The 15,129-nt window shown below is 34.7% G+C and carries 19 protein-coding genes; 9 read left to right on the top strand and 10 right to left on the bottom strand.

Features of this window, described 5'->3' with window-relative positions; all coding sequences use genetic code 11:
- Positions 1–966 (top strand): RNA-guided endonuclease InsQ/TnpB family protein (locus ACKI44_RS02210; RefSeq protein WP_407421128.1); only part of this gene is annotated, 966 nt, incomplete at its 5' end.
- A gap of 130 nt (positions 967–1,096) precedes the next feature.
- On the opposite strand, the gene ACKI44_RS02205 is transcribed toward ACKI44_RS02210, so the two are convergent.
- Positions 1,097–1,288 (bottom strand): hypothetical protein, encoded by a 192-nt coding sequence (locus tag ACKI44_RS02205; protein WP_407421126.1) that lies wholly within the window; start codon positions 1,286–1,288, stop codon positions 1,097–1,099.
- A 419-nt stretch (positions 1,289–1,707) separates the two neighbouring features.
- On the opposite strand from ACKI44_RS02205, the gene ACKI44_RS02200 reads away from it, so the two are divergent.
- Complete coding sequence (locus ACKI44_RS02200) at positions 1,708–2,256, top strand: acyltransferase (RefSeq protein ID WP_407421124.1); 549 nt, start codon at positions 1,708–1,710, stop codon at positions 2,254–2,256.
- Between the two features lie 18 nt (positions 2,257–2,274).
- Positions 2,275–2,835, top strand: a complete 561-nt coding sequence (locus ACKI44_RS02195) for a phosphatase PAP2 family protein (RefSeq protein ID WP_407421122.1) — start codon at positions 2,275–2,277, stop codon at positions 2,833–2,835.
- Between the two features lie 12 nt (positions 2,836–2,847).
- Here the strand turns inward: ACKI44_RS02195 and dmpI are convergent, their stop codons facing one another.
- Entirely contained in the window at positions 2,848–3,033 is a 186-nt protein-coding gene (gene dmpI, locus ACKI44_RS02190) for a 4-oxalocrotonate tautomerase DmpI (protein ID WP_407421120.1), read from the bottom strand.
- Positions 3,034–3,098: 65 nt separating this feature from the next.
- Here dmpI and ACKI44_RS02185 point away from each other — a divergent pair, with 65 nt between their 5' ends.
- The 3 genes from ACKI44_RS02185 to ACKI44_RS02175 are packed head-to-tail and all read left to right on the top strand — an operon-like array spanning position 3,099 to position 6,087.
- On the top strand, positions 3,099–3,557 hold the full coding sequence (locus ACKI44_RS02185) for a dCTP deaminase domain-containing protein (RefSeq protein ID WP_303737073.1): 459 nt from the start codon (positions 3,099–3,101) through the stop codon (positions 3,555–3,557).
- Positions 3,554–5,089: a thiamine pyrophosphate-binding protein gene (locus ACKI44_RS02180; RefSeq protein ID WP_407421118.1), complete on the top strand. Its 1,536-nt coding sequence runs from the start codon at positions 3,554–3,556 to the stop codon at positions 5,087–5,089. Before ACKI44_RS02185 ends, ACKI44_RS02180 begins: the two co-directional genes overlap by 4 nt.
- Before the next feature lie 11 nt (positions 5,090–5,100).
- Entirely contained in the window at positions 5,101–6,087 is a 987-nt protein-coding gene (locus ACKI44_RS02175; RefSeq protein ID WP_407421116.1) for a LytS/YhcK type 5TM receptor domain-containing protein, read from the top strand.
- Here ACKI44_RS02175 and ACKI44_RS02170 read toward each other — a convergent pair whose 3' ends face one another.
- The 4 genes from ACKI44_RS02170 to ACKI44_RS02155 form a co-directional block, all read right to left on the bottom strand.
- The gene (locus tag ACKI44_RS02170; RefSeq protein ID WP_407421114.1) at positions 6,088–6,357 is read right to left on the bottom strand and encodes a hypothetical protein; all 270 of its coding nucleotides are present in this window, start codon (positions 6,355–6,357) and stop codon (positions 6,088–6,090) included.
- A complete protein-coding gene (locus ACKI44_RS02165; RefSeq protein ID WP_407421112.1) occupies positions 6,350–6,910 on the bottom strand; it encodes a DUF2953 domain-containing protein in 561 nt (186 codons plus the stop codon). Before ACKI44_RS02165 ends, ACKI44_RS02170 begins: the two co-directional genes overlap by 8 nt.
- A gap of 30 nt (positions 6,911–6,940) precedes the next feature.
- Positions 6,941–7,360, bottom strand: coding sequence for a GerW family sporulation protein (locus ACKI44_RS02160; protein WP_407421110.1), 420 nt, complete (start codon positions 7,358–7,360; stop codon positions 6,941–6,943).
- Between the two features lie 73 nt (positions 7,361–7,433).
- Positions 7,434–8,276, bottom strand: a complete 843-nt coding sequence (locus ACKI44_RS02155) for an aldo/keto reductase (protein WP_407421108.1) — start codon at positions 8,274–8,276, stop codon at positions 7,434–7,436.
- Positions 8,277–8,375: 99 nt separating this feature from the next.
- Here ACKI44_RS02155 and ACKI44_RS02150 point away from each other — a divergent pair, with 99 nt between their 5' ends.
- Entirely contained in the window at positions 8,376–8,702 is a 327-nt protein-coding gene (locus ACKI44_RS02150) for a hypothetical protein (RefSeq protein WP_407421106.1), read from the top strand.
- Between the two features lie 227 nt (positions 8,703–8,929).
- Here ACKI44_RS02150 and ACKI44_RS02145 read toward each other — a convergent pair whose 3' ends face one another.
- Positions 8,930–10,072, bottom strand: a complete 1,143-nt coding sequence (locus tag ACKI44_RS02145; RefSeq protein ID WP_407421104.1) for a pyridoxal-phosphate-dependent aminotransferase family protein — start codon at positions 10,070–10,072, stop codon at positions 8,930–8,932.
- Positions 10,073–10,236: 164 nt separating this feature from the next.
- Here ACKI44_RS02145 and ACKI44_RS02140 point away from each other — a divergent pair, with 164 nt between their 5' ends.
- Positions 10,237–10,905, top strand: a complete 669-nt coding sequence (locus ACKI44_RS02140) for a YczE/YyaS/YitT family protein (RefSeq protein WP_407421102.1) — start codon at positions 10,237–10,239, stop codon at positions 10,903–10,905.
- A 146-nt stretch (positions 10,906–11,051) separates the two neighbouring features.
- The gene (locus ACKI44_RS02135) at positions 11,052–12,086 is read left to right on the top strand and encodes a hypothetical protein (protein WP_407421100.1); all 1,035 of its coding nucleotides are present in this window, start codon (positions 11,052–11,054) and stop codon (positions 12,084–12,086) included.
- 23 nt (positions 12,087–12,109) lie between these two features.
- Here ACKI44_RS02135 and ACKI44_RS02130 read toward each other — a convergent pair whose 3' ends face one another.
- The 3 genes from ACKI44_RS02130 to ACKI44_RS02120 are packed head-to-tail and all read right to left on the bottom strand — an operon-like array spanning position 12,110 to position 14,998.
- Positions 12,110–12,733 carry a 4'-phosphopantetheinyl transferase family protein gene (locus tag ACKI44_RS02130; protein ID WP_407421098.1) on the bottom strand — a complete coding sequence of 208 codons (624 nt, stop codon included), beginning with the start codon at positions 12,731–12,733 and terminating at the stop codon, positions 12,110–12,112.
- Positions 12,726–14,582, bottom strand: coding sequence for a SpoIIE family protein phosphatase (locus ACKI44_RS02125; protein WP_407421096.1), 1,857 nt, complete (start codon positions 14,580–14,582; stop codon positions 12,726–12,728). Before ACKI44_RS02125 ends, ACKI44_RS02130 begins: the two co-directional genes overlap by 8 nt.
- Before the next feature lie 41 nt (positions 14,583–14,623).
- Positions 14,624–14,998: an ATP-binding protein gene (locus ACKI44_RS02120; protein ID WP_407421094.1), complete on the bottom strand. Its 375-nt coding sequence runs from the start codon at positions 14,996–14,998 to the stop codon at positions 14,624–14,626.
- Positions 14,999–15,129 lie beyond the last annotated feature (131 nt).

Here is a 15,129-nt window from a genome sequence, read left to right as displayed (position 1 = left end):
GAGTCCACTAGTCGCCAACAGTCACAAAGAAATCTCATACAAGCATTCAAAAGATATTATGATCCTAATTTAAAATCCAATTATCCTGTATTTAAACACAAGAGAAATGCAAAAGATAATTTCAGAATAATAAACAATAATAACAACGTAAGAATTCAAAAAAATCGGTATGGATTCGAACAAATCAAACTGGCTAAACTAGGATTAATAAAATTCAAAACCAGCAAAGAATATCGAGAATTACTACGACAAGCCAGCAACACCAGTGACCATACGGCAAAAATAAAACATGTAACAATCAAAAAAGAAAATAACAAATACTATGCCGTTTTCAACATCGAATGCATACACACACCAGATAGAATAATCGGCCCACGCCAACAAATCGGAATCGACATCGGATGCAGCAAACTAGCCGTTCTCTCCAACGACCAAAAGATACCCAACCTTGATCTAACGGAGGAAACAGAAAAAATCATCTACTATCAAAAAATAATGAGCCACCACAAACCAAAGTCCATAAGATACAAAGAAGCACAAATACAATACAACAAATGGTATAAAAAACTAATAAACAAAAGAAATGATTTTTATAACAAACAAACAGCAGATATTGTAAAAAACAGTTGTTTTGTATCAGTTCAAAATGAAAATATCATTGCATGGAAACACAATAAATATTTAAGCCGAGGTATACAACTAAACGCACCACGTACCTTCATGGACAAAATAGAATACAAATGTGACTGGAACGATATCGAATTCATCAAAATCCCTAAAAACTTTCCATCCACACAAATCTGCAGCAAATGTGGAGAACAGAATGAAAAACTACGAGGACAGGAAAACCTAGGAATACGTGAATGGGACTGTCCATATTGCAATACACATCATGATAGAGACGTCAATTCCAGTATTAATATCCTCAGAAGAGGTTTAGAACTCGCCGGGACGGCGGGGCAGTAAAATTCCAAAATATATTTTTTGGTTTGCGAATCCTCGTCCTCTAATGACGGGAAGTTCAACACTCCGATGATTGTAACGTCTTACTTCGGACTTTAAATTTATGGTTTAAATGTTGGATATATTAACATATTTATTGCTTCTGATTGACGATTTCATTTAGTTGAATCAATCGTGTTAATTCATTTTCAGAGATATCACATACATCTAAATTTATATTTCTTATTTTTCCTCTTTTTATCATTCTTTTTGCGAGTGCATATTTTATACATCTTCGCCAAAAGTTTTTATCTTCAAAATTTATTTCGTATTTTTCACTTGTCATTTTATCACCAACAATATTATAATTGTTTTTTTACTATTTAAACCTCATATTATGAGTTAGAGCAATTTTTATGGGTGAGAACAATTTTTATGTGTGAAAGCAATATTTATCAGTGAGAACAATTTTTACGAGTGGGAACAATTTTTATGAGTGAAGACAATTTTTTGAAAATTTGGCAATTCAATAATAAAAATAAATGGTGAACTATTGGAATTATGGTGTGGTATTTACTTTCACCTTTTTAGGGAGGGAAAACATGGTTATTTTCCCAAGTCTGTGTTACGTATTAATTCTTTTACTATTTACTTTTTTCTCTTGATTATTAAATCTTTTGGGGTTAATATTTGCATATTAAGATATAAAATTCCAATATTTTTATTAATTAATTAAAATAAAACATTAACTAAGGAGAGATTTTAATGAACTGTGAAGAAGAACGTGTAGATATGAGGGAAATGACTCCTGAAGAGTTTGCAAAGGCAAGTCAGATGAACGAACTGGTTTTTAAAATCAATCATACTTTGCCCGGAAGCGATGAATATAATGCTTTATTAAAGGAACTTTTTGGAGATAATCTCGGTGAAAACAGTACAATAATAGCTCCATTTTCAGGCGCTGCATTTGACCATCTGAAGGTTGGAGACAATGTATTCATAAATTCTAATGCTCTTCTGATGGCTCGTGGTGGAATTACAATCGAGGATGACGTAATGATTGCCGGAAATGTTCAGCTATTGTCAAACAATCATGATGAATACGACAGACAGGTTTTAACCTGCAGACCAATTTTAATCAAAAAGGGAGCTTGGATTGGTGCAGGCGCAAGCATTCTTCCGGGAGTTTCAATTGGAAAATACGCCATTGTAGGTGCCGGAGCAATAGTTACAAAAGATGTTCCGGATTACGGCGTTGCTGTTGGAATACCTGCAAAAATAGTTAAAATGCTTGATAAGGAAAAATTTGAATAGATTATTGGTGATTATTAAATGGACATATTAACTTTTATAAACAATGGAATGCAGAATCCGGTTCTTGATACGGCTGTACCCATCATTTACAATTTAACCAGTATATATTCCATACCTGTATTTCTATTAATTATTTTAATAATTTCATGGGTTTTAAAAATGGAAAAAATTAGAAATATAATGTTAATATGTCTTCTTGCGTTTTTTTTCAATGATGTAATAACGCTTTTTCTAAAGGTCGTATATGTAAGTCCCAGACCATATGTTGTTTTAAGCAATATTCGTATGGTTGTTCAGGACCATGGTTTAAATTCATTTCCATCCGGCCATACTTCTATTTCGTTTTCAGTTATCAGCGTTGTTCTGATGAAAGCAAAAGAGCATAGGTTGATATTGGGTATTTTAGCAGTAATCTATTTGGCAATATTGGAATTCTCATTATTATATTCCGGTGTTCACTATCCGACTGATCTGATTGGTGGGGCAATTATTGGTATTGTATCTGCAGCGGTTGCAATATTTTTCTCAGATAGGTTCATTGGATTTGTAGATAATGCTGTGGGGTTTTTTAAAAAATAGTTGGTTAAGTGATTAGCGATCACTTAACAATTCACCGGCCACACCAATACTTTCCTTTGGATAGGCCTGAACCAAAACGGTAATCGCATCAATAGGCAAGTCATAGGCTTCAGCTACAACTTCAGACACTTTTTTAACCATTTCTCTTTTTTTCTCAACACTAATTCCATTGTTTCCAGCAATTGTTATAACAGGCATATTTTTTCCTCCAATTAATTATATTACAAACAACATATAAAAATTAATCTAAGGAGACATTCAAAATGCTAGGCCAAGAAGAACTTGTTAAAATTTTCCCGGATTTCGCAGATTTAGTACAGCCATCAGGTATTGATTTGGAATTGGATAAAATCTATAAACAAACATCTGGTGGTTCTCTTATTGACAATGAAAAAAATTTGCCTGAATTGGAAGAGCTTGAAGGCCCAATTTATACTTTAAAGCCACACACAGCCTATCTGGCAAGCATCAAAAGAAAGGTCAAAATCCCTAAAGGCTATACGATGCTATACCTTCCGAGGTCAACCCTTTTAAGGTCATTCATTTCAGTTCAAACTGCAGTGGGAGACCCTGGATTTTACGGAACGCTGATGTTCATGATTTACAATCATGGAGATTTTGAATATAAAATCAAATCCGGTGACAGAATAGCTCAGGCGGTCGTTTTTGAAGTTGAAGGCTCCGGTGAATATGACGGATCATATCAGGAGGAAGAGGAATGAACGTGGCCGAAAGGCTTGTTGAAATCCTTGAGGAAAATGGGATAACGCATATTTTCGGAATTCCCGGCGAGCAGATAATGCCGATGTATAAGGCGCTATCCTCATCAGACATTAAACATGTTTTAACAAGGCATGAACAGGCGGCTGCACATGCTGCAGATGCATTTACAAGAACTTCAGATACTGTCGGAGTCTGCATGACAACTGCAGGTCCGGGTGCTCTTAATCTCGTCATGGCAGTATCTTCAGCTTATAAGGATAACATTCCAATGCTTATTTTAACCGGCGATAATGAACTGGCCAAAAGAAACGAAAACATGTTCCAGTCCACGCCGTTAAAGGATATCTTTTCAAATATCACTTATGAAAATTATTCTCCGTTAAACGGAAGTGAGGCGATTTTTGCCATGAAGGCTGCTCTATACGGTCTTAAGAATAATCCTAAAGGTCCGATTCACATTAACTTATCAAAGGATGTGCTTTTAAGTGAGGATTTTTTAGACATTGACCTGTGTTATTTGTGTGAAAGCGACATGTCATCACTTGATGCAGCACAGGAATTGATTTTAAAGTCCAAAAAGCCCCTATTCGTTCTTGGTGCAGGTGCAATTTCCCAGGCTGAAAACATAAAGACTTTAGCGGAAACGTATGGAATTCCCGTTACGACCACATTCAACGCAAGGGGAATAATATCAGAAGACGAAGACATTAATCTGGGCCTTGTGGGAATAAGGTCAACTCCAAGGGCCAAAAAAGCTATTGATGAATCTGATTGCATTATTGCGCTTGGATCAATTGCCAGTGAGAGAACATTTCCCGAAATTGATGAGGACAGGTTCATTCATGTAAATATAAACAAGGATGTCCTTAAAGGAAAATATCAGATTCAGGGAGACGTTGAAGAGGTAATAATGACTCTGGAGTTTAAAAAGGTCGACTGGATTGGCGAACTTCTGGAAATCGACAACACGGTTCATGTTGAAGGCACTGATGATGATTTAAAACCGCAGGCTGTTATCAAAAGAATATTTGAAGCATTTCCCGATGACATTTTCGTTTCAGATGCAGGTTCACACACCACATTTGAAATGCTTTTGTATAATGCCAAATATCCTAACCACTTGCTCTTTCCCGGTGCTTCAGCGCCTATGGGCTACGGACTTCCGGCAGGAATCGGGGCAGCAACAGCAACTGATAAAAGAATTATAGTCTTTAACGGTGACGGAGGTTTTCAGATGAACCTTCAGGAGCTTGCAACATTAAGAAATAACAATTTGAATGTCATCGTATTTATCTTAAACAATTCCGAGCTTGGAATCATACGCCAGTGGCAGGAGGATTTCTACGATATGGATTCCTACCAGACTGACTTGGCAAATCCGGACTTTTTAAAGCTTGCAGCATCATATGGAATTGATGCAGTTCAGATAGACAATTTAACTGATTTAAAAGATTTCCTTAAAAATGATTTAAAAGGACCTCTCGTTGTTGAAATAAAGGTTAATAAGGAAAATATACCTTTACCAAATTAATGGTTGATAACATGATTGAAAGAATAAAATCACAAAATAAAGGACTTTTGGCAATATTTGCAGTGTTAATATTAGCCAATCTGATTTTCTTTTTCATGGTTGCTTCCAGTCTAAACATTACCTACAATTCTATAGATACTTTTGAGAGCTTGGGCATGATACTTTCTTCAATTATTATTTTTGCTTTCATATCCTCTAAATTGCCGACACTTAGAAGATTGGGGGACAGTTCCCTTTACGATGTTACATATTTTCTGATACTTGCCTTGCTGACGCTTTTTATTGCATATTATAATTCCGTTATCAATGAATTTATGAGGTTAGGCTCTTTTTTAGACATGTTCAATATATTGGCTGTTTCATTGATTTTCATGATTGTGGCAATGCATTTGAAAGTTTTCAAATCCATAATTGCCGGTGACAAATCCCGCAGGAATCTCATTTACTGTATGATAATATTTTCCGTTTTGGGTGTTTTCGCTTCCTTTTCCATTTTGTTTTATGGCATTCCGGCAAATGTAAGAACCATGACAATTCTTATCGGATCAATGCTTGGGGGGCCTATTGTGGGAATTCCGTCAGCTATTGTTGCTGGTCTTTTCAGATTAACTATCGGTGGTCAAACTGCTATTCCGTGCTGCATTTCAACTGTTCTCTGCGGTTTCATTGGAAGTGCAGTTTATATCTTAAATGGAAATCGCTTTTTAACATCATCAAAATCAGCTATTTTGATGTTTCTGATTGTAGGTCTTGAAATGCTGATTATATTGTGCTTTTCTCCTTCTGCCCAGACTCTTAAGCTGGTGCATGAAATCTATCCTCCGATGCTTTTCTCTTCAGTAGTAGGTATTGTCCTTTTCAAGCTGGTCATTAAAGACAATGAGGAAAAAGCCAAGGTTAAAAGAGATCTTGAAAGTGAGGTTGATGAACTGAAAGAATCATTAAAAGAGCAGAAAGAAAAAATCAGTCGTCTTGAAAAGCTGTTGGATGAGAAATAATTACAGGCATTTTTCTAAAAATTCCATGACTATATTTTTATCTAATTTTTTATCATTTAGGCTGCAGTAGTGGTATTCATCACCCATTTTTAAAATGAATGCTTCGGGTTCAAGCGTTGCTGAACTAATCTTTCCAAACATTCTTTTTTCGCTTTCACAAACTGCAAAATAGATTGTTTTATCCGGACTTATTTCAATTGTCTTGAATTTGATTTCATCAATTTCTTCAATTTCAAATATTGATTTGATGTCTTCCTTAAAATTATCCACTTAAAACACCTCTAATCAATGTGCGGATTTCCTTTTTGGATATGAGCTTCAATACAGGTATAATCAGTTTAAAAATGCTGATGTCAATATTGATGTATCCTTTTATATTCAGGGTTTCGCCTGCAAATGAGGGTTCGACGCCCAAACGTGAATTTGGTATCATTCCCATCAGCACTGAAAATATTGCCCAGATATATCCGATATACTCTCCGGTTTTTGCAAAGCTTGAAAAGCCGATAATAAGGTCATTTTCCAGTCTGTTGATGTTAACTGCATCTAAAAATTCATGGAAAAATATTTTTAAATATTTAAAACAGGGTTTGGCTAATTCAAATAGTTTTTTAAGGTCCCTTCCTTCATCCTCTTCATCAGACTCCTCATCGTCCTCATCATCGTCTGACGTTAAGTCAAAGGTATAGACTTTCAATTTTTTAAAAATAAGTACTTCAACACATCCGTCATATTCACTATCTACTTTCCGCCATCTTCCAGTCAGTCTGATTCCAAAAAGTAGAATAATAAAAATAATTATGATGATTAATAAAATAATCATCAATAGGATGTTTAACATAAGATACGAGTCCTATTCTTCGCTTTTTTCGTCATCATATGTTGTAAATTCAGGTTCGATAAATTCTTCTTCATCCACATATTCCGATTCGGTATTCATATAGCTTTTTACCAAATCAGTAATGATTAAACCTAAATCGGATAAAGCTTTATTGGTTTCAGTTCCTTTACTTAAATCGAGTACACGAACACCTTCGGCGTCATTTCCTTTTTTAGGAATCAATACCATTGAAATAGGCTCTACACCAGCACCTGCACCTACAACGTCATTGTTTTCCTGACCGAACAGGCTTTCACCGGCTCCAAAACCAACACCCATTCTCATTACAGGAATAAGTATTTTATCTTCGGTTTCAATAGGTTCGCCGATAACATTGTCAATACTGATAAGTTTACGCAATTCTTCAACACTTGTTTTGATATTGTTTACCATAATTTACACATCCTATATAAATTAATATTAACTTTGAACATTTTACATTAAATATTTTGTTAAAATTAAAAAGTTAAATTATTTCCTCAATAAACTCTTCAACGGTTTCAGGGTCGTTGTGGTCTAGCCAAGGGCTTTTACCCCGATCAAGTTCTTTAATCTTTTCAATATCCTCTTTTGAGAGTTCAAAATCAAAAATATCCATGTTTTCCTTCATTCTGCTTTCTTTAACTGACCTGCATGCAATGGCAATGTCACGGTCATAAAGCCATCTCAAAATTACCTGGCCGGTACTTTTTGAATACTTTTCGGCTATTTCGACAAGAATAGGGTTTTTAAAAAGGTTATCCATTCCTTCTGAGAATGATCCCCAGGCCTGATGGGTAATGCCGTATTTTTCCATAGTTTCATGAGCTTCCCACTGCTGGAAATAAGGGCTTGTTTCGACCTGATTCACCTGTGGCACGACTTCATTGTTCATCACCAAATCAGTCAAACGGTCAGGATAGAAGTTTGAAAGGCCTATGGATAAGATTTTACCTTCCTTTTGCAATTCTTCCATTGCCCTGTATGATCCGTAATAGTCCCCATAAGGCTGATGGATTAAAAACAAGTCCAGATAGTCGGTCTGCAAATCTTTCAACGTCTTGTCAACCGCTTTCATGGTTTTTTCATATCCTGCATTGCTTACCCAGTTCTTGCTGATAAGAAATATGTCGTCACGGTCAACATCGGATTCTTTAATTGCCTCACCAACTTCCTTTTCATTATAGTATACTTGAGCATTGTCAATTGAACGATAACCCACTTCAAGCGCTTTTAAAACAACATTTTTCGTGTCTTCAGGTTCTATGTCAAAAACACCGAAGTTTAAAGCAGGCATCTTTTCCCCGTTATTTAATTTGAAATATTTCATACTAATCGTTTTATGTGCTATTTTTTTTAAATTTTTTCATTGAATTTATTAACTTTCAACTACAAAGTATATGTACCATCCTATTAATGAGGTGAAAAAATGTATGAAGTGCCTACTCTGGAAGAGATTATTGCACATCATGGTTTTGATCCTTATGTAGCTATTGAAAAGCATATTAATGAGGATATTATTCCAAAATTTGATTGCTTGATTAGCTGTCACCGTTCAAACCATGATGAGGAAGGAAACCCTGCAATTGAATTCTATGTGCGTTATAATCGTAAACTGGATTTAGATGTCGAAGATAAACTATTCTATAAAATAACTGATGATTTATATGATTTTTGTGAAAAATCAAATTTTTTAGATGAGGTTATGGAATCAATGTATTTGTGTGTTAATATTGCAGGTGAGTATTATATGTGATTTGTTGAAAAGGTTAAAGCATTAGGTTTATTATTTTGGCTAAAGTGCTATTGTTGTGTAAAATGAGTTGATTATTCAAGTTTCATATATAAACGATTAATATTTTCACGCAGTCGCACTTCAAATACCTTAAAATACAGGTCATTACGGTATGATGTAGACAATATAGCTATATTTAATCAATTTAAAAGGTGATAAGATGTTTAAAAAAGAAAAAAAGAGCAGAATCATAAGTATGATTCTGTAATTGATGCAACACCTGCACCAGCGTCGTCAATTGCACCTAAACCTTTTAAGGTCATTCCAATAGCTGCAAATGTTTGTACTAATTCTTTGTATGAGATACATCCCATGTGACCTATTCTGAAGACATTTCCTTTTAAGTGGTCTTGTCCTCCAGCTAATTCAACGCCATATTTGTCACGGGTTGTTCCTCTGAAATCAGCATCGGTGACGCCTTCAGGCATTTTAACTGCAGTTACGGTTGCAGATGATACAGCTTCGTCTGCGAATAATTCTAAACCTAATGCTTTTACAGCAGCTACACTGGCTTTTGCAGCTTTGTGGTGACGTGCAACTCTGTTTTCTAATCCTTCTTCCATAACTATTTTTAAAGCTTCATTCATTGCATATGTTAATGAAACTGATGGGGTGTAAGGAGTTTCAGGAGGGTTTTTGTCTCCGCTTTTTCTTGCAGCTTTCATGTCAAGGTAGAATGTGTTGGTTTCAACTTTATCAACAGCGTCCCATGCGGCATCGCTTAATGTGATTGCTGCCATTCCAGGAGGTGCTGCGAGACATTTTTGTGAACCGGTTACACAAACGTCAATGCCGAACTTTTCAACGTCCACATAGTCTCCTCCGAGTGAGGATACGGTATCTACGATGTATAATGCGTCGTAGTTTTTCATGACTTTACCGATTTCTTCGATTGGTGCTGCTACACCGGTAGAGGTTTCATTGTGGATAACACTGATTGCTTTAATGTTTTCATCAGCATCAAGTGCTTCTTCAATCTGTTTTGGTGTTACTGCAGTTCCCCATTCGACCGCTAATTCTTGAGCGTCAATTCCATGTGTTTTAGCTATTTTCATGAAACGTTCTCCGAATTTTCCACCAACAACATTTAACATTTTTTCACCAGGTGCAACGGTATTTGCAATAGCTGCTTCCATAGCAGCGGTACCTGATCCAGTTAATAAATAAGATTTATTTGGGGTTTGGAAAACTTTACTCATTAATTCTGTGGTTTCTGTTAATATTTCTCCGTATTTTGCTCCTCTGTGATTTACAACAGCTTTTGACATTGCAGCTAAAACTCTAGGGTCTACTGTTGTTGGACCTGGAAGCATTAATAAAATTTCATCCATTGATTTTCCTCCATGTGATAAACAGATTTAGCATTTCTAAACCTAGTTAAATATTTGATTTTTATACCTATTAAATATTATAGTCGGCAATAATTTTTCCGTTTTAATCAAATTATTATTTCTTAAATTAGTTTAAATACTATGAAAACAAATATTATTAGTATATGGAATTCAGTGGTGAAAAATTAACATTCAAACGAATATTTAACTACATTTTTGGCTTATTTTTGATAACATTGGGTGTTGCATTTTCAATCAAATCAGGTCTTGGCTCAACGCCGGTTGCATCAATACCCTATGCATTAAATCTGATATTGAATGTTGATTTGGGTGTTACAACATTCGCTTTTCAAGTATTTCTGGTAATTTTGCAGTTAATGCTTTTGAGAAGTGATTTTAAATCCAAACACTTTTTCCAGCTTTTCGTAAGTGTTATTTTCGGATTTTTCACAAGCTTTTCAATGTCGTTAACAGCATTCATTCCCGCAGCAGATAGTCTCTTAATTGCCCTTTTGATGAGTGTGCTATCAATTGTTTTAATTGCTCTTGGGATATTTTTCTATGTGCCGACAAATATTGTCCCGATTTCTGTTGAAGGAGCCACACAGACAATGGCTATTGTATTGAAAAAGCCGTTTTCAAGGATGAAAGTATATTTTGATGTTACTGTTGTTTTATCATCTTTAATTCTTTCTTATGTTTTTTTAGGCAATTTCGGAAGTGTAGGTATCGGAACGGTTCTCGGTGCATTGTGCATAGGAAGTACCGTTAAGTTAATACACTGGATTAACTATAGGCTTACAGGTCATAACGTTGACTTAAAAAAGATGTGATTTTAATTTAAAGCATAATGCTATTGTTTTTTAGCTTTTAGGGATGTAAATGAGTGCTTGCATTCGAAAATCTTTATATATGGTGTGTTTCATACTATTTCTAGTGATATTTTTTATCACACCAAATAATTATTGGGGGAATAATTATGAATAAAAGTTTATTTGCTTTATTATGCTTACTTGTTTTAGCATGCGGAATCGGTTCTGTTTGTGCATCCGATGCTACAAATGCAACCGCGAATCATGATTTTTTACAAACTAATGCTCATCCACTAATTTCAGATTCAGTTGGTGATACAAATGCATCTCAAATTAGTAGTTGTGCTGATTATAGAATTATTAAATACAATCCCAGCAGTACCAATTCAACAAACACTGATGGCAATGCTACTGGTTCTGGATCTAAAACAATTCAGAATCGGACTATTGATGCACCTCAATTAGACATTAAAGGTCCAAGACCACTCACTAATCTCCATATTAAAGGCCCTAAATTACCTTTCAATGTTGATTGGGCTGCAAAAGATTACAATGATGTATATAAAAGAATTGCACAAGGCCATCTTACTCCTGGCTACGAAAGATGCGATATTGTATGCATGTTACTTTTAGAAATCTACAAAGATTATAATGCTGATCAAACCAAACTTATTGCACATAAAGTCTTGAACAAGAATAATTTCACTATAAGCCAGGATACTGTTGACTGGTTTTTCAGGGGAATTTGCGGAAAAGAGATTTTGCATTATTATCCTTATCATGACGGCAGACCTTTCGATTACTTCACTAAATTCTATAATCTCCGGAAATATGTAGAAACAGGCAAATTACAGATAGCTGACAGTGATTTAAAAGATGCAAGAAACTACGTTAAAAACATTTTAGATGCGGGCGGTGAGGTAGACATATGGAAGTTCGTATTATTTGTCTATAAAGACCACGATCTCGACATGACTACAAAAATCGTTGCAAAAGCATATACCGAATATATGTGGAAGTATGGTTGTGTGCAGGATACTCAGGATATTAAACATTTGATAGATAATGTAAGAGGAGGTAATTTCGGAGGAGACATGTACGTGCAGTTACATGACCTGGAATTTTTTAAAAACCCAGCTAATATCCTGTTTGGAGGCCTATCTTTGGCTTACCATCATTTTATGGGATCTATTTTATCTTAATTCTTCCTTTTTTCTTTTCTTTTTTAATATAACTTATCATATTTTTCAAGTTTTTTTGTTTTAAAGTGTCCTGCTGAGGCAAGCTTATAATCGCCGACATCAAAGAGATTAAATTTAATATCTTCACCGTTTTTTAGCTTTATATCATCATCAATGATTATTTCAAAGCTGTCCAAATCCAGATTGAATCCGAGGCCAGTGTATTTCATATAGCTTTCCTTTAAAACCCAGTATCTGAAAAATTCGTTTGATGGATTGTCGGATTTCATGATGTTTTCATATTCGCTGTTGTAGAAGTAATTCTTTGCTATGTCTAAATCAATTGCAGGGTCATTATATTCAACGTCAGCACCAACTTCCCTATCGGAAATTGCACAGCAAACCATTTTCCCCGAATGGCTTACATTAAAGTAAATGTCTTCGTAATTGCATATGTATGCCTTACCGTATTTTCCAGTTTTAAATTCGGGTTTTGTAACTCCCTCTTCATTCAACATTTTCTGAAGAAGAAGATATGCGCCGCAGCTGAGCCTTTTGTCCTTGTCAAATCTGTAAAAATCGATTTTTTCCTTTCTTTTATCCGAAACCAGTTCATATCCCTTTTTAAGGTCAAGGTTTTCCACATTATAATAAGCTATTCTAATCATGTCTATCCAAAAGCACTATGGTCATGTCATCAAATTGATCTTCAGAGCCAGTAAATTCATCAATATCTTTTAATAATTTATCAATTACCTTGTTTTCAAAAGTGTGTGAATTTAAAAAGTCAATCACTTTGTCTTCGCCGTAAAACTCATCATCAGGATTTTTAGCATCAGTTATTCCATCAGTATAAACGACTATTCCTTTGGATATTTCTGCCTCTTCCCTTACAAATTCATAGTCTTCCAAAACTCCCAAAACGATTCCGGGATCAACTTTTAATGCTTCAAATTTCCCGTCTTTCATAATCAGTGGAGAGTTATGTCCTGCATTGGAAAAAGTCATCATCTTTGTTTTCCTGTTATATATTCCAAGCCATAACGTTACAAACATCATTTCGGTGTTGTTTTCGCATAGTTGGTTATTGAGTAAATAGAGGACTTTAGAAGGATCTTTTTCGCTTTTAAGCAGCTGCTTTATTATTGACTGGGCAATAGTTGCAAGTATTGCTGCAGGTATTCCTTTTCCTGATGCGTCACCTATAACAACGGCCACGTTTTCACTGTCCAGTTCGTAATAGTCATAAAAGTCTCCACCAACCTCTTTTGCAGGCTGGCTGAATCCGAAAATGGAATAGTTTTCATTTTCAATGCTGTGGGTTGGAAGGTTGGACTGCTGAATCTTTTCGGCAATGCTGAGTTCCGCTTCAATTCTCTGCTTTTCACCTTCAATATTGTGAATATTTTCAATGTACTCGTTTGTATAACTGATTAAAGAAGTGTAACTTCTAGCAAGCATTCCAATTTCGTCATCTTCATTAATGTACTCTGAATAAACTTTAACCAACCCGTCAGATTCGATTCTGTCGCCCTTTTTAATGAACTTTTCAATTCCTGAAAATGAAACGATAGGGTCGATTACATTGCTTTCGATGTATTTTAACACCAGAAGGGAAGGTATGAAAAATATTATGAATAATATGTCCATCAGAATGAAAACCAGTATCATCACTTCATCCATATCTATTGGCAGATATGAAGCTAATGCGGCTGATAACATGCCATCCGATGCGATAAGATATCCTATAATAAGAATTAAGAGTGATGCTATAAGGAATATGTTCATTATTCTTTCAGGTATTCTGTTATGAGGTATTTTGTCTATTTCTGCGGTAATAGGTTTTGTGAGATATATAAATAGCAGTACTGTAATTATTATTACTTCTGCAATCATTATTGTACCTGTAGGATTTAAATAATAATCTGTTATTGCTACAATTAGTGTTATGATAACTAACAAAATACCGATTGCCTGATATAATTTTTTATTGAATTCTTTATTGTATTTTCCAGGAATATGGATAAAATCAATATATTTTGAAACAAGAATCCCTATGATTCCAAATATAAATGCCGAGTTAACGAAATTAATGAAGTATCTTATTCCAACCATAAAACTGATTGGCATGGTTTCCGGCTGGAATATGAAGAAGAGTTTTTTATTTACCAGCGAATAGACTGCACCGCAGATTACAATTATCCCTAAAAACAGTAACATTTGGGTTGTTCCGTTTAATTTGGGTGTTGTAACCATGTCTCTTTTTTTGAAAGCCTCATACCACAGTTTATATCCTAAAATTGACACCCATAAACTTATAATCTCGGATGTAAGTGTCAGACCTATACTGTATCCCCTTACCAAATCACATATTGTATTTCCTAAAACCGCTCCCAGAGCACCATACGGTCCGAAAAGCAGTCCTGAGATAAATATTATTCCCAAATGGGGCGCATATCCTTCAGCAAAATTCTTACCTATGGTAAGGTAAAACATGCCTAAATTAAAGATAAGCATTAAGATAAAGGGCACCAATATTTTTTTAAGAGTTTTTTTCATTATTCCACTTTTTTGATTACTTTCAAATGGTTTTCACCATTTTCATAGGTATATGTTATTTCATCGGCATAATTTTTCGCAAGCAGGATTCCAAGCCCTCCAATCTGAGCTTCATCTAAGCTTTTTGGAGTTTCAGGATCTTCTTTTAAAGTAGGGTCAAACTGAATTCCATTGTCAACAAATTCTATTGATAAATAATTCTCAGATTCAATGTTAACAATAATATATTCAGCATTTGAGTAATTAACGATATTTACGAAAATTTCTTCAACAACCAGATTAAGAGCAATGTCCTTGTTCGGATAATGCTTGCTGATGAATTCATTAAGCACGTATAATTGCTCTAACTCTACTTTCAATTTCAACGAGTTCATAATATCACTTATGTTATTTATTAATTATAAACATTTTTTGATGGTTGAAAAAAATTTTTAAACTACATTTTTGGCATATTTTTTCTATTTATAACAAGGTTTATTTATTTTATTAATCAAACTTTTAAATG

Origin of the sequence: Methanobrevibacter sp., assembly GCF_045646205.1 — an archaeon.
In the GTDB taxonomy this organism is placed as follows: domain Archaea; phylum Methanobacteriota; class Methanobacteria; order Methanobacteriales; family Methanobacteriaceae; genus Methanocatella.
The sequence above is the reverse complement of the archived record's forward strand: the minus strand, read 5'-3'. Positions and strand labels throughout refer to the sequence as shown.